General features: G+C 61.7%; 20 protein-coding genes and 2 tRNA genes. 14 read left to right on the forward strand and 8 right to left on the reverse strand.

Going from position 1 to position 15,862, the window contains the following annotated elements; genetic code table 11:
- Positions 1 to 67 precede the first annotated feature (67 nt).
- The 10 genes from MUB52_RS10995 (at position 68) to MUB52_RS11040 (ending at position 5,790) form a co-directional block, all read left to right on the forward strand.
- Positions 68 to 769 carry a hypothetical protein gene (locus MUB52_RS10995; RefSeq protein WP_263844272.1) on the forward strand — a complete coding sequence of 234 codons (702 nt, stop codon included), beginning with the start codon at positions 68 to 70 and terminating at the stop codon, positions 767 to 769.
- A complete protein-coding gene (locus MUB52_RS11000) occupies positions 762 to 1,049 on the forward strand; it encodes a hypothetical protein (protein ID WP_263844273.1) in 288 nt (95 codons plus the stop codon). Before MUB52_RS10995 ends, MUB52_RS11000 begins: the two co-directional genes overlap by 8 nt.
- Positions 1,050 to 1,241: 192 nt before the next feature.
- The gene (locus tag MUB52_RS11005) at positions 1,242 to 1,403 is read left to right on the forward strand and encodes a hypothetical protein (protein WP_263844274.1); all 162 of its coding nucleotides are present in this window, start codon (positions 1,242 to 1,244) and stop codon (positions 1,401 to 1,403) included.
- Entirely contained in the window at positions 1,396 to 1,770 is a 375-nt protein-coding gene (locus MUB52_RS11010; protein WP_263844275.1) for a hypothetical protein, read from the forward strand. The genes MUB52_RS11005 and MUB52_RS11010 overlap by 8 nt, the downstream gene beginning before the upstream one ends.
- A 178-nt stretch (positions 1,771 to 1,948) precedes the next feature.
- Positions 1,949 to 2,611, forward strand: a complete 663-nt coding sequence (locus MUB52_RS11015; RefSeq protein ID WP_263844276.1) for a hypothetical protein — start codon at positions 1,949 to 1,951, stop codon at positions 2,609 to 2,611.
- On the forward strand, positions 2,608 to 3,048 hold the full coding sequence (locus tag MUB52_RS11020) for a hypothetical protein (protein WP_263844277.1): 441 nt from the start codon (positions 2,608 to 2,610) through the stop codon (positions 3,046 to 3,048). Before MUB52_RS11015 ends, MUB52_RS11020 begins: the two co-directional genes overlap by 4 nt.
- A gap of 194 nt (positions 3,049 to 3,242) precedes the next feature.
- Positions 3,243 to 3,602, forward strand: coding sequence for a hypothetical protein (locus tag MUB52_RS11025; RefSeq protein WP_263844278.1), 360 nt, complete (start codon positions 3,243 to 3,245; stop codon positions 3,600 to 3,602).
- Between the two features lie 11 nt (positions 3,603 to 3,613).
- The gene (locus tag MUB52_RS11030; protein WP_263844279.1) at positions 3,614 to 3,952 is read left to right on the forward strand and encodes a DUF3684 domain-containing protein; all 339 of its coding nucleotides are present in this window, start codon (positions 3,614 to 3,616) and stop codon (positions 3,950 to 3,952) included.
- 145 nt (positions 3,953 to 4,097) lie between these two features.
- Positions 4,098 to 5,177, forward strand: a complete 1,080-nt coding sequence (locus tag MUB52_RS11035) for a DUF3800 domain-containing protein (RefSeq protein ID WP_263844280.1) — start codon at positions 4,098 to 4,100, stop codon at positions 5,175 to 5,177.
- A 109-nt stretch (positions 5,178 to 5,286) separates the two neighbouring features.
- Positions 5,287 to 5,790 carry a hypothetical protein gene (locus MUB52_RS11040; RefSeq protein ID WP_263844281.1) on the forward strand — a complete coding sequence of 168 codons (504 nt, stop codon included), beginning with the start codon at positions 5,287 to 5,289 and terminating at the stop codon, positions 5,788 to 5,790.
- Positions 5,791 to 5,817: 27 nt separating this feature from the next.
- On the opposite strand, the gene MUB52_RS11045 is transcribed toward MUB52_RS11040, so the two are convergent.
- The 5 genes from MUB52_RS11045 to MUB52_RS11065 form a co-directional block, all read right to left on the reverse strand.
- The gene (locus tag MUB52_RS11045) at positions 5,818 to 6,975 is read right to left on the reverse strand and encodes a DGQHR domain-containing protein (protein WP_263844282.1); all 1,158 of its coding nucleotides are present in this window, start codon (positions 6,973 to 6,975) and stop codon (positions 5,818 to 5,820) included.
- Positions 6,968 to 7,582: a hypothetical protein gene (locus MUB52_RS11050; protein ID WP_263844283.1), complete on the reverse strand. Its 615-nt coding sequence runs from the start codon at positions 7,580 to 7,582 to the stop codon at positions 6,968 to 6,970. Before MUB52_RS11050 ends, MUB52_RS11045 begins: the two co-directional genes overlap by 8 nt.
- A gap of 1 nt (position 7,583) precedes the next feature.
- Complete coding sequence (locus MUB52_RS11055) at positions 7,584 to 8,411, reverse strand: DNA adenine methylase (protein WP_263844284.1); 828 nt, start codon at positions 8,409 to 8,411, stop codon at positions 7,584 to 7,586.
- 224 nt (positions 8,412 to 8,635) lie between these two features.
- Positions 8,636 to 8,710 (reverse strand) — tRNA-Asn (locus MUB52_RS11060).
- A gap of 80 nt (positions 8,711 to 8,790) precedes the next feature.
- Positions 8,791 to 9,702: an MBL fold metallo-hydrolase gene (locus MUB52_RS11065; protein WP_263844443.1), complete on the reverse strand. Its 912-nt coding sequence runs from the start codon at positions 9,700 to 9,702 to the stop codon at positions 8,791 to 8,793.
- A gap of 48 nt (positions 9,703 to 9,750) precedes the next feature.
- Here MUB52_RS11065 and MUB52_RS11070 point away from each other — a divergent pair, with 48 nt between their 5' ends.
- Positions 9,751 to 11,076, forward strand: coding sequence for an ATP-binding protein (locus MUB52_RS11070; protein WP_263844285.1), 1,326 nt, complete (start codon positions 9,751 to 9,753; stop codon positions 11,074 to 11,076).
- 10 nt (positions 11,077 to 11,086) lie between these two features.
- Here MUB52_RS11070 and MUB52_RS11075 read toward each other — a convergent pair whose 3' ends face one another.
- The gene (locus MUB52_RS11075) at positions 11,087 to 11,896 is read right to left on the reverse strand and encodes a VPLPA-CTERM sorting domain-containing protein (RefSeq protein ID WP_263844286.1); all 810 of its coding nucleotides are present in this window, start codon (positions 11,894 to 11,896) and stop codon (positions 11,087 to 11,089) included.
- Between the two features lie 268 nt (positions 11,897 to 12,164).
- A tRNA-Ile gene (locus MUB52_RS11080) sits at positions 12,165 to 12,241 on the reverse strand.
- A 129-nt stretch (positions 12,242 to 12,370) separates the two neighbouring features.
- Between MUB52_RS11080 and purM the strand changes: the two genes are divergently transcribed.
- The 3 genes from purM to rnd all read left to right on the forward strand — a co-directional run bounded on the left by purM (position 12,371) and on the right by rnd (position 15,264).
- Positions 12,371 to 13,417: a phosphoribosylformylglycinamidine cyclo-ligase gene (gene purM / locus MUB52_RS11085; RefSeq protein ID WP_263844287.1), complete on the forward strand. Its 1,047-nt coding sequence runs from the start codon at positions 12,371 to 12,373 to the stop codon at positions 13,415 to 13,417.
- On the forward strand, positions 13,414 to 14,007 hold the full coding sequence (gene purN / locus MUB52_RS11090) for a phosphoribosylglycinamide formyltransferase (protein ID WP_263844288.1): 594 nt from the start codon (positions 13,414 to 13,416) through the stop codon (positions 14,005 to 14,007). The genes purM and purN overlap by 4 nt, the downstream gene beginning before the upstream one ends.
- 96 nt (positions 14,008 to 14,103) lie before the next feature.
- Positions 14,104 to 15,264: a ribonuclease D gene (rnd, locus tag MUB52_RS11095; protein ID WP_263844289.1), complete on the forward strand. Its 1,161-nt coding sequence runs from the start codon at positions 14,104 to 14,106 to the stop codon at positions 15,262 to 15,264.
- 12 nt (positions 15,265 to 15,276) lie between these two features.
- On the opposite strand, the gene MUB52_RS11100 is transcribed toward rnd, so the two are convergent.
- Complete coding sequence (locus tag MUB52_RS11100; RefSeq protein WP_263844290.1) at positions 15,277 to 15,792, reverse strand: hypothetical protein; 516 nt, start codon at positions 15,790 to 15,792, stop codon at positions 15,277 to 15,279.
- Between the last annotated feature and the right edge of the window lie 70 nt (positions 15,793 to 15,862).

Below are 15,862 nucleotides of genomic sequence, written 5' to 3' on the forward strand. Positions count from 1 at the left end.
GCACAGCGTCGAGCACCGCCTATGCTCCTCATGGGGAGCCTCGGGGCCCCAGACGGCGTGAGGCGAGGTGCTCGATCAGATCGAACACCACGAACCCGAGGCGGGTGGAAGAGGAGATGCCGATGTGAGCATCATGCGGATGAACAGGATCAAGCCAGCGCCAGACCCGCACAGACGGAGCCAGTTAGCCCCGGTCGTGGCCCAGGTGTACGGCGAGAAGGGCGACGAGTTCCTCGGCTACCTCAGGCAGTTCGGGCACGTCACCTACGCGGCGAACATGACCGGCCTGACCCGGCGCACCTTCTACGACCGGCGCAGCAAGAACCCCGACTTTGCCGAGGCGTGGGACGACGCCGTGGCGGCCTTCGAGGAGGAGCTGACCCAGCGCGTGGTCCAGACGGCCCTGGAGATGGGAACCGGCAAGTGGGTCCCTGTGATCGACCCGGCGACCGGCAAGCCTGAGCTGGACGACGACTTCGAGGTGGTCCACCGCTTCGAGACCAGCCACGTGGACCCGCGGGTACTGACCAAGCTACTCGCCCTGCGGATGAGCTCCGTGGACGGCCCGTCCCAGACCAACGTCCAGATCAACAACCAGACGAACGTTCACAACGAGCTGCCGAGGAAGCCTAAGCTCGTCGGAGGCTCCACCGGGTCCATACGGCGTCCTCTAGTCGCCTCCAAGGCCTCGGGAGCACGAGACGACGCCATAGACGCCGAGGTGGTCCAGGGGGCGACGTATGAGACCGGGGGACGAACCGATGACTGACGGCGCGGTGCACGTCACCATCGTCAACGCCGGGGGCGTCGCCACGGTGAAGTTCGCGGACGGGTACGAGACGATGCGGGTCGCGCTGGGATACCTGGAGTCCCCCGCAGACGGTCTGATTGCCGAGATGGACGAGGGACGCGAGCCGGTTCCGTGGCAGTCGGCGCAGGTGCGTGACGAGGCGACTTTCTCCGTGGAGACGCGGCTGGACCTAGACGACGAGACCCGTGCGAGGCTGTTGGAGTGGATCGCCGCAACGCCGTACTTCGAGGACGCCTGACGGCCCTCCAACACGGCCCGGCCCTGTGCCCGGCGCTGTGCTCCGTCGGGTCGAACTCCCGTAAGCTCTTGATCGGGATCGTCCCATCACCTTCGGGCCTCCTGACCGTCTGTCAGGCGTGCGCCCTCACTGGCTTACGCGGAGTCGCCCGCGCGGCATCGTGCGTCGTAAACCCTCACGAGGAGACCGACGATGGACCAGACGCCGAAAAGGATCATCACGCGCGAGAAGCAACAGCTGGCCGAGATGGAACGCGAGTTCGCCGAGGTGGAGAGGCAGCAGGACGAACGCTTCGAAATGATCGAGGGAAAGCGCCGACGCCTCGCGGCTATGGGCGTGGTGCTCGATGACTGAACCGGCCGAGGCGAGGCCGGTCCCGCCGCTGCCGGTGATCCGGTACGCCGCCACCCAGCGGGAGGCCGAGACCCTGGTCGAGGAGGCCGTGGCCGACTGGCCACCGCTCCCCGGACTGACCATGCGGGCCAACGCAGTGCGCCTCTTAGCTTCGATGTACCACGTCCACGGATCGACGCGGTTCCCGCGCGGATGGGTCCGCCCCGCCATGCAGGCCTTCATCGACGCCGGCGTGGACTGTCCGAACGCACGGTGCTGGCGTTCCTACCGCTCCGACGTCCAAGACAACCCCGGCGGCTTCCTATCCACGAAGGGCACGCCGACCGAGCTGCTGCGACAGATGGAGCTGGACCTCATGGGCGCTTGACCGACCAGCATTCGCCGCATCGGTCGTACACGCTGGTCCCCCGCACTGAGCCGACACGGCAAGCTGTCATCGTGTCCGGTTGGCCATTGGGAGCCTCCTTCTCCCGGACGCATGGCGGACGGGGTTTCTACGACGGGCTCCGTTCGCCACCCCCGACGCACGTAAAGGACACATGCCAATGAAAACCAGACAGGAAATTGAGACCCGTATCGGCGAGCTGCGCGACGAGCGCGCCCGCCTGGCAGATGAATTGGACAAGGTGCGAACCGAGGCCAAGCAGGCGATCATCGACGGCAAGAAGCCGTCCAACACCGTCGCGGCCCTGGCCGAGCGCATCGCGATCGTTGATGAGGCCATGGCCGAGCTTCAAGAGCGTCTGGGCGCTGCGGATGCAAGTGCCGAACGCAGACAGCGTAAAGTGCGCGCCGAGAAGGCGCTTGAGGCCACCGCCGAGCGGGCGAAGCTGGCCCGAGCCGTGGACGACGCGCTGACCGCCCTTTCAACCGCATGGCCCGCCTACCAGCAGGCCCTCCGCAGAGACCTCGGGGCCGCATCCATCGCGAACGGCGACGTGGCTCCGATCGAACGCGGGCTGGTCGCGAACCGGCAGAACGAGGTCCTGGTCCGAACGCTGGTGAGCGCAGGCGGCATGGCAATGGCCCGCGCCCTAGGCGTCGAGACCGCCATCCGCGAGCGCCACGCGATCGCACTGGCCGACGCGGAGGAGCGTGTTGCCGAGAGCCTCCGAACGGAGCTGCTCCGTGTGCGCGCCGACAGCCCGCAGCCGAACGTGGCCCGCGAGGCCAAGCAGGAACTGGAGAACATGGAGAAGGTCGGATGAGCAAAGAGGGACAACGCTACGCTGCCGAACTGAAGCGGCTGGAGGATCGCAAGAAGGAGCTTGAGGACGCCCTCGGTCGCCTCGCACGCGACGAGGCCGACGCCGAGGAGGTCATGGAGCTGGCCACCCTCGTCGAGCAACTAGAACACCACGTGGAGACCGCCCGCGCGGCGGCAGATATGGAGAAGACTATGACCAAGACCAAAGACGTTCGGAAGGCCGCAGCGCTCAACCGTCAAGCAGCCGAGGCCGAGCTGGATAGGCTGGCCAAGCAGATCAAGCGGCCCGGCGAGATCTTCGAGAAGGCTTATTCGCGGGCGCTGGACACGGACATGGGCAGGGCGTTGATGCGGAGCCACGACGACGCGGCAGCCCTAGAGGTCGGCGGGATCACCAGCATGGACATTGACGAAGCCTGCAAAAACCTGGCTCGCTAAAGAGCGGACGTCTACGTACTGTAATTAAGCGCGCTGCCTTGGCCCACGCTTCCTTTCGGTAGTGTGGGCCTTGCTCTTTCAGGCGTTAAAATTTCCCTAAATCGACAGTTCTTAAATTATTCGAAGAGTTAGGTTTCCTCGCCGACCTTCATCGCACGGCCGAAAGGGCCGGATCGCAAGAAAAGGAAAGCGAAGTGACCAACCATTTTGGAAAGAACCTCCCTACGACTTACTCCGAGTTCTACAGGGTCGACGAGTACGGCGAAAGCGTACGCGTGGAGGCCAAGTTCCCTCGCACAACCCTCGAGGACGCCACGACACGTCGCCTTCGCGACCAGGTCGGCATGGACGAGGGCGACCTCAGGCTTCTCGGCGTCATGAGAGAACTGCTGGGCAGCCATGGACACTGGTACGATGGGATGCTGGTCCTCGTAGCTCTCGACGTCGCTGTGATGGGGCGGGAACGGCGGGAGATTGAGGAACTTCGCGCTCAGGTGAATGAATGGTTCGACTGCGAGCTGGGTGCGGCTTCAGCAGCCTGCGACGCAGCATGAGAGAGGGGTCAATGACGTTCAAGAAGATTCACGTTACAGATATTCCTGGTTTTGCTCGGGTACGTTTAACTTTTTGCTTGCCGAGGGACGCAATTGATCACGATCTGATGGAGACTATGAGGGACCACGGCGAGGATGAGGAGTCCGTCGCCCTGGCCGCGGCGCTCCCCGCCCTGACACGCTGGCTCGGGCATCACCACAGGGCGGCGCTGTTTGCCCCACTCCTGGAGAGCATCCTGGAGGAGGAACGCGTCTTCGGTGCTGAAGCCATCGACCAGGACAATGCCGTCGAACTCCGTGCTGCGTTCGAGGCCGAACTCCTCGCTCGCTGTTCGCCAGTGGCAGCCTGACCCATCGCGTTGGGCGCCTCCGTGCCCGACGGCCCCGCCGCCAGCTTGTACTCTGTATCTGAACGGCGGTGGCGGGGCGACCATTCCCTTGAAATGAATTGAACAAAAGCGCAAATTCCAAACTCGCCCTGTGTGCAGGTTCAGAATGACCACAAGAACCATTTTCTTTGATGAGTCGGGCTTCACCGGCTACAACCTTCTGGACCCGGAACAACCTGTGTTCACGGTTGCCAGCGCGGATATTGAGGATGCGCGCGCCGAAGAAATTCTGCGCCTATCGTTTCCGCGCAATCGCGCAGACGAGCATCATTTCACCCGCATCTGGAAGTCAAAGCGTCATAGAGACGGGTTGAGGACCTTCTGTAACCACCTAGACGAAGTAGCCGACAAGGCTTTTTGCTATGCGACGAACAAGCGTTTCGCCGTCCTGACGAAGATCATGGACTACCTTGTCGAACCTGCGATCACTGACGCTGGGTTCGATTTCTACGATGACGGTTTCTGCTGGCGGTACTCGAACTACGTACATTTCGGTCTGACGCAATTTGCGCCGCCCGAACTCTTGGATTGCCTCTTGGCCTATTACCAAGAGTTCAGCCGTGACCCGACGCGCGAGAACCTTTCGACGCTTCAACTTCGGCTTAGGATGATGGCGAACAGTGCGGACGAACGTGTCCAGGTCTTTCTCGATCAAATGGCCATGGGAGCGGAACTCTTCGAGAGATATACGGGCCTCGAAGACTTCCGCAGTTCAAACAACATTCAGACAAGCACGATGATCGCGGTCATCGGCCATTGGCGTCAGGCCCATCCCGAGGACTTTGCCGTGGTTCACGATGCATCGTCGGCTTTTCTACGGGACAGAGTGATGTGGGAAGCCATCACCGCCGCGGATAATCAAGAGGTCGAGCTGAAAGCCGGGGATGGCAGCTTCGTGCCGCATCCTTTGCGGGTGGTCTCGACGGAGGCCAGGGACTCGCGGGAGAGCTTTTCGATCCAGTTTTGCGACATCTTGGCTGGACTGACGGCCAAGCACTTCAATCCCGATCTAGATGACGACGAACGCGCCTTTATGAACGAACTCATCGGCGAAGGGCTTGGGAATATCTCGTCGAACAGGTTGGTTCCCAGCGGGGAGTTTCCTATCCAGATTCCGCCGAAAAGACTGGAAGGCCCCGACGTCGTGGATCAGATGGCAGCATTGCTTCGGGACCGGCTAGGCTAGACGTGGGAAATCGAAGCATATCGTGAACAGAGAAAGCGGGCGTAGAGGGCCCACGGGCTCACGGGTTGGCGACATGGTGGACCTTTCAACGCTGATAAGGAGACCAGCCATGACCAAGACCACATACGTCGCCACCGCCCCCGACGGCTCGCAGCACACCCGCAAGACCGACCGGACCTACACCCAGGCCGTTCTGGTCGAAGGCAAGGAGGGTTGGGGCGCTGTCGGCTTCTGCGGCCGTCCCGACTTGGCCGAGAAGAAGCGCGGCGAGCACCCAGGATCGATCGTGGTCGAGTGTGGCGTCCTTGGTGACCGTGCGCCTGACATGCCCGAGGCGGAGGTCACCGAACCGACCGCGACGCCCACGGAAGAAGGGAAGACGATCGATCAGAAGATACGGGAGGCCAAGGTCCACGTGCCGGAGAGCGCCAAACCGAAACGGACCATCGGCTCGGTGGTCCAGGAGCTGCTCATGGACGAGGCGTTGGCCTACGCGGCCATCGTGGATCGGGTCATGGCCGAATTCCCAGACGCCAAAACCACGGTTCGGTCTATCGCGTCGGTCGCCGCGGTCCTGCGAAAGAAGGGAGTTTCGGTGCCAATGCGGCGCTGAAGCTCTCGATGGCCGATCATGCGCTTATCAGACTCTTACATCACGAAGCAAGTTCACCAGTTTGGACTCACCACTCGTGCCTGGCGGGAATTCTTCTGTATTAAACTGGTCATCCTTGAGCGGTACGTTTTTCATGAAGCGATCAACGTCCGCTCTTGCGATGGTTCCATCGCTCTGTCCGGTAAGCTCAAAAACATGAGCATATGCACGCATTAGCGCTCTAAATCCATTCGTGCGATTGAGCATATTACCACGATCTTGATTCGACCAAGCGAGTGGCCATCTTTCCTTGACCGCAGAAAAATAATCGAAGACCGCTTCAACAATCTTCAAATCCCTTTCAAGGATGAACAATTCTCTGAAAGGCAGTTTCTGGATTTCCGCGGGATCGGGTCTTTCCAGCCTTTCTCCTCGCAGTAGGCGGTCGCGGTCTCCCTTTGGATCAGCGCTCACATATCTCATAAGAGACTCGACAAATGTTGCTTGAGAGATTGGTTCAAAACTCCGACCATCAGTCGCCACACCCAAACGCTTGATCCTCTTGTAGAATGGGCTCTTTTCGTCCTGGTCCAAAACAACTGCCACGTTGTGACATGTCTTTTGGGGGCTCCTAGATTTCGCCAATGAGTAAAGGTCGTATGCGAGGCTCTTGTTGACCTTCTGTTGTTCCAGGTTAACCGTTGCAAAGATGTGTGCCTGATCTGCAATGTCCGCACCGACAAATATCGTGACAGGCAGATCAAACTTGTCGCCCTCAAAGCCTCTTAGGCCCGCAATGCGGTGCTGACCGTCCAAAACCCTGGCTAGGTTTCTGATTGGGATCTCTGGATCGTTACCGCCGCGAGCAACATTCGAAAGCGTGATGATCCTTCGATCTTCGTCGTACTCCGTGAACCGCTCATCAATTGCGATGATGATTGCGGTCGGAAACGATGCATCAAAGAAGTTAACGTACTTCTGTAGCCCTGCAACGCGTGACGTGATCAGCGGTCTTTGAATCCCGAGGTACCGCTCAACGTCGCGATCATCTTGAAGTACGCGCCGAACATCAAAATATGTGATTTTGACCAAGTCCTTGTACGGGATCTTGGCGAGGAACACGTCGCCGATCGGTTGCTCTGCCTTCAGGCATTCGAACTCTAGCTCTATCGGGTCCGGGTCAACCAAGTTCATCTGGTCAGTCATCACGCCGCTCCCACTGCCGCATAAGGTCTTTAGTGTCCTCTCCAAAAGCCTCGGTCGTTTTCTCCAGGTTTAGCCTGTAAACTGAGACACAGAAAAAGCATGAAAGGGTAAAGAGATACATAAACACCGAGACCGAAAAGAGTGTCGCCTCGTCTAGGCCGCTTGCAAGAGGTGTTGCTGAGTTTACTCGCATCAATCCAAAGAAAACGGCAGAAAACAGACAGATAAAGACGGAGATTATGACGAACCAGAATCCGTATGGAAACTGGATCGCTCGGATCCTCGGAAAGGTATAATTGCTATCCTCAGGCTCTCTCTCCTCACCGTACTTCTTCGTGATGGAGTAAATCAGCGGACCTACAAGAGCTGAAGAAAACAGAAAAAATTCCCCGTTCTCAATGAATGTCTCTGCATTCTGCCAAAATGGATCGCCAAATCCGACCATCATGATAATCGGGTATAACCAAATTGGGAAAAGCGAAAAAATAGTCGCTATGAGCAGCTCAACCCCGGCGGAAGAAAGGGACTTTCTTTCCGAGTTGATCAACTGCCCATACACAGGGACCTTCGTGATGAGCCATCTAATCCGCAACCACAGCCAGCGCATTTCAGCTACCTAAGTTAAAGGTCATCAAGACCTCTGACGTGGGAGTCCTCTTTGCAACCGGACCTGCGATAACAGAGTGACGTGTTACTTCGTGATGATTGCCGAGCCCGGAATACAGATCCTTGATTGAGTCATGGTTTGCATTACTGGCGATGACCATCGCACCTCGTTCAGCTGCCCTACTTATTGCTGATCGCAGGCGTTCTTGATCGGACCACGAGAAGATGTGATCGTTATACTTCAAAAAGCCGTTCATGTTATGAGCTACGGTGTAAGGAGGGTCGACATATACAAGATCGCCGTCCTCTGCGTCGTCTATCACTTCTTCAAAATCAGCTACGATCAGGTCAGCACTCGCCAACGCTGCGGAATAAGCATTGAAGTCTTCCTCTGGGAACACCACCGTTGTTTTGGTGCCGATAGGCACATTAAATTCACCCTTTTTGTTTACTCTATATAGGCCATTGAAGCACGTCCGATTCAGGTAGAGGGTTCTTGCCGCGCGCTCAAGTTTCGCAGTGGGCACGTCAGACCTCGTGGAATAATAGTAGTCTTTTGTGTGCTTCTGCTCATGATCTAGGAGTAATTCTCGGAGCTGCTGTGGGTGATCTCTTACGACTTGGTAGAGTTCAATTAGGTCTCTGTTCAGATCTGACAGAGTGGCACTTGTCGGTCGAAGTGCAAAGAAAACTGCGCCGCCGCCGAGAAAGGGCTCAATGTACCTGTTGAAAGAGGTTGGGAGATGACGCTGGAGTTCCGGGACGAGCCATCTTTTTCCACCGGCCCACTTGAGAAAGGAGTTAACACTGGGAGGACGATCTTTACTCACGCTGATTGTCTTCCATTTTTTTTTAGCTTCTCAAGTAAGTTAGTTGAGAAAGGAGGTGCGGTACAACCAATATCGCTCACAGCCACTGGATATTCCCACGCCCATCCGCCGGTTGAGCACGGTCGCGGGGCGTACGGCATAGGCTCTCAAAGCATTTTCTGTGCTTATTCTGTACTTGAGCCCCGAGGGGCACCACGAAAATCAGTCTAAGTGCTTGATTTTTATGGCTCCGGCGGTAGGGATCGAACCTACGACCAATTGATTAACAGTCAACTGCTCTACCGCTGAGCTACGCCGGAACGGTCTGGGCGATATAGCAGTGGCACTTTCGGTCGTCCAGAGGGTTTTGCGCGATTCGACAGATTTTGCGACAGGGGCCTCAGAGCAAGCGAAACGGCGTATCCGCCCGCAAAGGTGCTGCCGGCGCAATTCTGTTTTTGCCAGCCAGATCAATCAGATGTGCAAGGACGTTGCGGGTCGCGGCGGCCATGAGGCTGGCTGGTGTGTCCAGGTAGATCTGCTGTGCGAGCTCATGCGCGTCGGACGGACCGGCGGCCAACGCCTCGAGGATCGCCGCCTCGCGGGCCAGCCGGTGCGCGATCAAGCCGTCGAGACGCGCATGCGGATCATGCACGATGTCCCCGTGCCCGGGATAGAAGCGCCGCCACCGCGCGGCGCGCAGACGCCTGCAAGAGCGCATGAAATCCGTCAGATCGCCATCGGGCGGTGAGACAAGGGACGTGGCCCAACCCATGACGTGATCCGCTGTAAAGCAGACATCGTCATAGCCGAAACACAGGTGATTTCCGATATGCCCGGGCGTGTGCCACGCCTGCACCCGCCAGCCTGTCCCTTCGATCACCTCGCCATCCGCAACCTCGTGGTCGGGTGCAAAGCCACTGTCGATGCCTTCGCCACCCCCCACCAGACCGCCCTCGGCCAAGGCCTGCATGACCTCCGACCGCCCCTTCTCGGCAGGCCCGAAGCCGTAGATCGGGGCGCCACAGGCGTCTTGCAGGCCCCCCGCGAGCGGCGAGTGATCCAGATGCGCATGGCTCACGAGAATATGGGTGATCGTCTGGCCCGGCTGCACCGCGTCCAGTATCGCAGCCAGGTGGTCGCTGTCGGCGGGTCCTGGGTCGATGACCGCGAGATGCGTCTCGCCCAACAGATAGGTGTTGGTGCCGCGATAAGTCATCGGGGAAGGGTTCGGGGCCAGCAGCCGGCGCAGGCCCGGCTCAAGCACCTGGGGTATGCCGATGGGCGGGTCGAAGTCGTGCACAGGCGGCATGGCCATTCGCTCTTTCTAAAGGGCAGGGGCGCAGATAGGGTCTAGCGCATGTCGTTCCACTGGCTCAAACACTATATGCCGCGGAGTTTGTACGCCCGGGCGATCCTGATCCTTCTGCTGCCGGTGGTGGTGCTGCAGCTGGTGGTGACCGTTCTTTTCCTCACGCGTCACTTCGAGGACGTGACGCAGCAGATGACCACAACCGTCGCCCGCGAGTTGCAGCTGGTGCTTGACGTCATCGATGAGGCTCCGGATCGCGCGGCGATCAGCGATCACGTTCAGGCCGCCCTGTCGCAACTGGACATGACGGTCGAACCCGTCACGGCGAGGGACGTTCCGCTCACCGATCTGCGCGGCCCGCTGGATTTCTCGGGACGGGTCATCCTGAGCATGCTGCCTGAACTGGTCGAGCAGGTGACGCGCATTGATCTGACCGAGGATCGCAGGGTCCTCGTCTATGCGGAGACGGCCTCCGGCCCCGTCATGATCGGTTTCGACCGGCGCCGCATTTCCGCGTCGAATCCGCACCAGCTGTTCGTGAACATGATCTTCTTCGGCGGTCTCGTGACCGTGATCGCCATTCTCTACCTGCGCAATCAGCTGCGCCCGATCAAGCGGCTTGCCAGCGCGGCGGAAGCTTTCGGACGCGGCCGGCACGAACCCTATAGCCCAGCCGGGGCGCTGGAAGTGCGCGCGGCCGGCAACGCCTTTCTCGATATGCGCAACCGGATCGAGCGGCAGATCGAACAGCGCACGCTGATGCTCTCCGGTGTCAGCCACGATCTGCGCACGCCGCTTACGCGCATGCGGCTCAGCCTCTCTATGCTGGACGACGACGAGCGCGCCGCACTCGAACAGGATGTCGATGACATGCAAGGCATGCTCGATGCTTTCCTGAACTTCGTGAAAGGAGCCAGCGAGGGCGAGACCGAGCCGATCGAGCCGCACGCCTTTGTCGCCCAGGCCGTCGAGGAGGCGCGGCGCGCGGGGCGCAACGTCACGCTGATGCCGGCGGACGGGAACGGGGAGGGCACCGTGCAGCTCAATGCGCTGGCGATGCGCCGTGCGCTCGACAACCTGATGTCCAACGCCGTGCGCTACGGGGCCAAGGCCGAGGTCTCCGTACTGTTGACAGACAAGACGCTGCGGGTGCGTGTGGAAGATGACGGCCCGGGCATTCCCGAACACCGCCGCGCCGAAGCGACGCGGCCCTTTACCCGGCTTGATGCCGCGCGCAACCAGGATCGGGGAGGTGGTGTCGGGCTTGGTCTCGCGATTGCGACCGATATCGCGCGCGCCCACGGGGGGGTGTTGCGGCTCAGCAGTTCGGACCGGCTTGGCGGTCTGCGGGCCGATATCGTGATCGCCCGCTGAGGAGGGGCTGTCAGGCTCTGCGGCGGCGCAGTGCGGCAAGCCCTGCAAGCGCAGTCAGCAGCATCCATGCGCCCAGGGGCAGCGGCACGGGGCTCGGGCTCTGGCCCTCTGGCCAATCGCCATCCGGACCTGGGGATGTGCCTGTCGGAGAGCCGTCTTCCGGCGGGTCCACCAGCGGCGTGATCGGAGTTCCGTCGTCGCCGCCACCATCGCCACTACCGCCGCTGCCCGAACCGCCCGTGCCGGACGTGCCAGAGCCGGACGTGCCAGAGCCGCCGCTGCCTCCGGTATCGGATGTGCCAGCGCCCAACGTACCGCCACTGCCGCTGCCCGAGCTTGCTCCGAGAATCCGAGCCGCCCGGCTGAAGAGCGGTTGCGACAGAACCACTGCGCCCTGCTCGACGCGCCCGCCGAGGACCGGTGCCCAGAATGCTGCCTTCGACGGCGGCTCGGACGCCTGTGTGGCATCGGCAAAGTCGACGATCTCCTTGCGGCAGGTATCGGCATAGCGCGAGAAGTACCTGTCCCATTCCTCAGGCTGGGCGGGCCGCCCGATCAACTCGGCGAGCCGGAAAGGCGTCAGGGCTTCATTGCAGGGATCGGGCAAACAGGTGCGCGGCAGGCGCATTCCTTTGCCGGAGGCGAAGAATGCCAGGTCGATGTCCTCTTCCGCGATACACTCGTCCCCCAGCGGGTCCTCGCGCAGCAACTCGCCGAGCGTGAACGCTCCCAAGGGGTCGGTCTCAATGCTGGGGAGATCCGCCGTTGTCGCGGCGGTGGTCTGAAGCGGCGCGGCTGTCGCCCCGAAGAGAACCGCCACGCAAACCAGTTTTACTCGCACACCGAACACGGGCCTCGCCCCACACTTACCAAAACGATCACTACGTCTTCAGCGAAACAGACCGCTGAAATGGCCTTATTTTTAACACAAATTTTCCGAATTGTGTCAAAAGTATGAAGAAATGGTAAACAAAAATATGGCCCAAATTCAGCGGTTTATGCCATTTCCCGCTCAGGTTGGGTCGGAATTGCGCGCGAAACGCGCCACAAAGCTGCCTGATTCTGAGGGAAGGTCATCACGAGGGAAATGGTAGGCCCGGCAGGACTTGAACCCGCAACCAAAGCGTTATGAGCGCTCTGCTCTAACCAATTGAGCTACAGGCCCGCCATGAGTGCTGCGTACGGCGCGCCGCTGCCGACGTCAAGAGCGCGGTTGCGGCATGCAGGTGATTGCAAGCCGCCGGTGAATGCTCTAACCCCCGGGCATCCAACGAGCGGCGCGAGGGAGCCTGCCATGACACTGCCCAAGAACGGGATCACCTATGCCGACGCGGGCGTGGATATCGATGCGGGCAATGCGCTGATCGACCGGATCAAACCGGCAGCGAAGCGGACCGACCGGCCGGGTGTGATGGCGGGGTTGGGCGGCTTTGGCGCGCTCTTCGATCTCAAGGCGGCGGGATATGTCGACCCGATCCTGGTGGCGGCCACCGATGGGGTGGGCACCAAGTTGCGCATCGCCATTGACACGGGCCACGTGGACGGGGTGGGCATCGACCTCGTCGCCATGTGCGTGAACGATCTGGTGTGCCAGGGCGCGGAGCCACTGTTTTTCCTCGACTATTTCGCGACCGGCGCGCTCGACACCGAGCAGGCGGCGCGGATCATCGAAGGGATCGCACGCGGGTGCGAGGGTGCGGGCTGTGCGCTCATCGGCGGCGAGACGGCGGAGATGCCGGGCATGTACCCCGCCGGCGATTTCGATCTGGCGGGCTTTGCGGTCGGTGCGATGGAGCGGGGGGCGGAGCTGCCAACCGGTGTCGCGGAAGGTGACATTCTGCTGGGGCTGGCCTCCGATGGCGTGCACTCCAACGGTTACAGCCTCGTGCGCAAGCTGGTCGAGATCTCGGGTCTCGGCTGGGACGATGCCTGCCCCTGGGCGGATCCATCACTGGGCGCCGAGCTTCTGACGCCGACCCGGCTCTACGTGCGCCCCGCGCTTGCTGCGCTTCGCGCCGGCGGCGTGCATGGGCTCGCGCATATCACCGGCGGCGGGTTGACGGAAAACCTGCCACGGGTGCTGCCGGATGATCTGGGCGCCCGCATCGATCTTGGCGCCTGGGCGCTTCCGGCCGTGTTCCGCTGGATGGCCAAGACCGGGGGGATTGCGCAGGCCGAGCTTCTGAAGACGTTCAACTGCGGCATCGGGCTGGTGCTGGTGGTGGAGGCTGCGCGTGCAGATGCGCTGACCGCACTTCTGGAGGCCGAAGGCGAGACCGTCCGCCGCATCGGAAGGGTCGGCACAGGGCCGGGCGTGCAGTACGACGGCGCCCTGCTTTGACGAAACGGGTCGCGATTTTCATCTCCGGCGGCGGGTCCAACATGCTCAAGCTGCTGGAGAGCATGCAGGGTGATCATCCGGCCCGGCCCTGCGTGGTGCTCTCGAACCAGCCGGAGGCGGGCGGGCTCGAACGGGCCGCGGCGCGCGGTGTGCCCACCGAGGTGGTCCGGCATCAGCCCTTCGGCGATGACCGGGAGGGCTTCGAACACGCCGTCATGGGTGTGCTTGTGCCCTACGCGCCCGACATCATTTGCCTCGCGGGGTTCATGCGCAAGCTCACGGCGGGCTTCGTGGATCGCTGGCAGGGCCGGATGCTGAACATCCACCCCTCGCTGCTGCCCAAATACAAGGGCCTGCACACGCATCGCCGGGCACTCGCCGCGGGGGACAGGGCGCACGGATGTACCGTGCACGAAGTGACCGCCGCGCTCGATGACGGACCGATCCTCGGACAGGCGCGCGTGCCGGTCGAGCCGGGCGATACCGAGGCGAGCCTCGCCGCACGCGTCCTCGCGCAGGAGCACCGGCTCTACCCGATGGTTCTGGAGCGATTTGCGCAAGGAGATCGCCGCCCGATCCTGCTGCCCTGAGGTTCGGGGATGCGGTTCTGGCCAAAGCCGGATGCCTCGTGTAACAGTCCCCGGACTGCGTTAAGTTGATCAAGACGAAGAAAAAGACACGCCCGCATGAGAACACTCACAACGACCGCCGAGCTGGCCGCCTTCTGTGCAGAGGCATCCCAGCATGACTATGTGACGGTCGATACGGAGTTCCTGCGGGAACGGACCTATTATTCCAAGCTCTGCCTGATCCAGCTGGCTATGCCCGGCGATGATGACAGCACCGCCGTGCTTGTCGACCCGCTGGCCGAGGGGATCTCGCTCGAGCCGCTTTACGATCTGTTCCGCGACACCTCCGTGGTCAAGGTGTTTCACGCTGCGCGGCAGGATCTGGAGATCTTCTATGTCGACGCCGAGGTCTTTCCGACACCGCTCTTCGACACGCAGGTTGCCGCGATGGTCTGCGGCTTTGGCGAGCAGGTGGGCTATGAGACGCTGGTGCGCAGGATCGCGAAGAAGTCGCTCGACAAGACCTCACGCTTCACCGATTGGTCGCGCCGTCCGCTGACCGATGCGCAAAAACACTATGCGCTGGCCGATGTCACGCACCTGCGCGAGATCTACGAATACTTGGCCCGCAAGCTGGAGGACAGCGGGCGCAGCCGCTGGGTACAGGAGGAGCTGACCGTTCTGACCAGCCCCGATACCTACGTCGTGGTCCCGGAAGACGCCTGGCGGCGGGTCAAGACGCGGACGAACTCGCCGCGGTTCCTCGCGGTGGTCCGCGAGCTGGCGGCCTTTCGAGAGCGCTTCGCGCAGGAGCGCAACATCCCGCGGAACCGCGTCTTCAAGGACGACGCTCTGGTGGAGCTGGCCTCCAACAAGCCGAAAACGCCCGAGGAGCTTGGCCGGTCGCGCCTCTTGCTGCGCGAGGCGCGGCGGGGCGACATCGCCGAGGGCATTCTGGCCGCCGTCGATCGCGGGCTGAACTGCGTGCAGTCCGACATGCCCAAGCCCGACCGGTCGCGCGACAAGCTGCAGGTGAACCCGGCGCTGGCGGATCTGCTGCGCGTGCTCTTGAAGGCCAAGACCGAGAGCGCGGGCGTGGCCGCAAAGCTCATCGCGCCCGCGGCCGATCTCGATGCGATTGCCGCCGGCATCCGCGACGTTGCGGCCCTGCACGGCTGGCGCAAGGAAGTGTTCGGCGATGATGCCCTGCGCCTCTGCGACGGCAAGATCGCCCTGGCCGCGGATGGATCGGACGTTCGGATCGTCGCGCTGGATTGAGCGCGCGTGCCGTCAGCGGCGGGCTTGCAGGGCGTTCCGCGCCCCCTCGACCCGGATGGTCCGGGCGCCGGTCAGCGTCTGATCCGTGACCTTGCGCGCCACGAACACCTCGCGCGTGACCGGGGCCCCTTGCGGCGTGCCGCCGCTGCGCAGCCCTTCCAGCCGGTACGCCAACACACCGTCGACGACCGCTTCATCCTCATTGGCCGGCGTCAGGCGGACATCATAGATCCCCTGGGTCGCCGCCACACCGGTGGCGCGGATGATGGCGCCACCCGGTACGCGTTCGATCACCAAGTCACTTACCGTGTCGATCGGCTGGCCAAGGTAGACGTCGCGCGGCCGGTTGGAGCTGAAGAGCCCGGTTCGCGTCGGGATCAGGGTGTTCTCGTCGCCCTCGGCGACGGCCACCGGTGCAGGTTCGCTGCGGCCGAACCAGTTGAAGGGGTTGGCGCGGCTGTCGCGGAAGCCCCCGCAGGCAGAGAGCACGAGGGTCGAGACCAGAAGGGCGGAAACTGTCGTACGCATGGAGCCTGCCATCAATTCTTCTTCTTCCTCTTCGACTATCCCATCTGGTCCCGGTTGAAAAGCGCCAAGG

The organism is Roseobacter sinensis (genome assembly GCF_025755255.1).
In the GTDB taxonomy this organism is placed as follows: Bacteria; Pseudomonadota; Alphaproteobacteria; order Rhodobacterales; family Rhodobacteraceae; genus Roseobacter; species Roseobacter sinensis.